Source organism: Cellulomonas fimi (genome assembly GCF_012952065.1).
GTDB lineage: Bacteria > Actinomycetota > Actinomycetes > Actinomycetales > Cellulomonadaceae > Pengzhenrongella > Pengzhenrongella fimi_A.
In genome coordinates this window covers 1-1479 of sequence record NZ_JABCJJ010000071.1, presented here as the reverse complement: position 1 = coordinate 1479, position 1479 = coordinate 1, and the positions used below count along the sequence as shown (strand labels likewise).

Sequence of the window (1479 nt, the reverse complement as noted above, 5' to 3'; positions counted from 1 at the left end):
TTCGAGGGCAACAACGGCTCGATCCGCGCCCACTCCTCGTCAGTGAACACCTCGAACCGCGACGCCGACACGCTCATGGCCACAGCCTGACGCCCACCTCACCCCGGATAAGGGAGACACGCCCTAGCAGGGAACCGGCGACCAGGTCGGTCCCGGCGACCATCCCCACCACCCGGTTCGCGTCCTGCGCGGGCACGGTTCCCACGGCGGGGTCCACCGCGACTTCCACCGAGGTCACGTCCTGCGCCGTGAGCGTCGCCCCGTACGGGACGTCTCGCGCCAGGCGCAGCACGCTCGCGCGGTCCCCCGCGGCGGCCACGAACCACGCAGCCAGTAAGGCGCCAAATATGGCCAGCACGACGCCGCCCACCATCACCGCGGGTCGGCGCCGACCGCGCGTGACGACGGCTGCGCCTGTGGACCGGTGCGTTTGACCGTTCTGCGTGCCTGGCGTCGGACGTGTGGTCCCCCTGGTGAATGCCGACATGACGTGCGCCCCCTACTCAGCGCTCAATCCCGGTCAACCGGTGATCAGGACCTGCATCTCCCCGATGCGGACGGTCGACGACGACGTCCGCGTGACGGTCAACGACCCCGAAGCGCCGCCGCCCACCCATGTGACCTGCCACGTCGTCGTGGCGGTGATCCGGTAAGCGTCGTCGGGCTGGCCCGCCGACGACTGCTGGTACACGTGGTGGCACGTCGGCGACTGAATCCCGCCCTCGTGATACGGCGTGCCCGGGTTCGCGCACCGCATCGTGGTGCCGTCACCCATTTCCCACGCGATCTCGCTCGCCTGCGCGGTCGCCGTCACACTCAGCCCCGGCACCGACGCCGTCGCGGTGTTGGGACCCCACGTCGTCGGCCCCACCTCGGTCCACAGCCACACCGGTACGCCAACGAGGCCGGTAAGACCCGGATCCGGCGTGTGCCCGATCGCCGGGCCTGTCAGCTGCATCAGCTCCACCGCTCGCGCCGCGAGCTCTCCCGGCGTCGTCTCCGTTGCACCGAAACCGTCGGGCGGTGTGGCAAGCCACACCCATCCGCCGCTCGTTCCAGGAGCGCCCAGTGGTGCGGTGCAGGTGACGATGTAGACGGCGCCGTTCGGATAGTTTCCGGCCCACACTGCTTCGCTCGGGGCTGGTTGAGGCTCGCGTAGGCGGTAGTAGCAGGAGTCATGATTGTTGAACCAACCCCAGTCGCCGTCGAAGCACGCGACCGATTCACCCGTGGCCTGCAGGACGCAGGCTCGCTGAGTCGTTGGTGCTGGCGCCGCCTGACCGGTGTCCGGTGGCCGGCCAGGTGCTTCCACCACGACAATGCACACCGGAAGGTCAGGCGGGCAGTCGACCGGCCCGGGTCAAGTCCTGGGGAGTGGTGTAGCGGTGCGGTGTGACCCCTGGGGTGTTTTCAGGCCGTGAGGGCCAGGGTTGGGTCGGTCACCTCCTGGTCGCCGGGGACGAGGTTGAGGTGGGCCTT

The 1479-nt window shown here is 69.4% G+C and carries 2 protein-coding genes; both read right to left on the bottom strand.

Annotation, left to right across the window (positions count from 1 at the left end; all coding sequences use genetic code 11):
• Positions 1-73: 73 nt before the first annotated feature.
• Positions 74-373 carry an SAF domain-containing protein gene (locus HIR71_RS16230; RefSeq protein ID WP_249051951.1) on the bottom strand — a complete coding sequence of 100 codons (300 nt, stop codon included), beginning with the start codon at positions 371-373 and terminating at the stop codon, positions 74-76.
• Positions 374-520: 147 nt separating this feature from the next.
• Positions 521-1126, bottom strand: coding sequence for an ATP/GTP-binding protein (locus HIR71_RS16225; RefSeq protein ID WP_169326097.1), 606 nt, complete (start codon positions 1124-1126; stop codon positions 521-523).
• Between the last annotated feature and the right edge of the window lie 353 nt (positions 1127-1479).

Bases quoted from the DNA above. Each gene is read 5' to 3' on its own strand.
- HIR71_RS16230 (WP_249051951.1), bottom strand. From the start codon at position 373: ATGGTGGGCGGCGTCGTGCTGGCCATATTTGGCGCCTTACTGGCTGCG.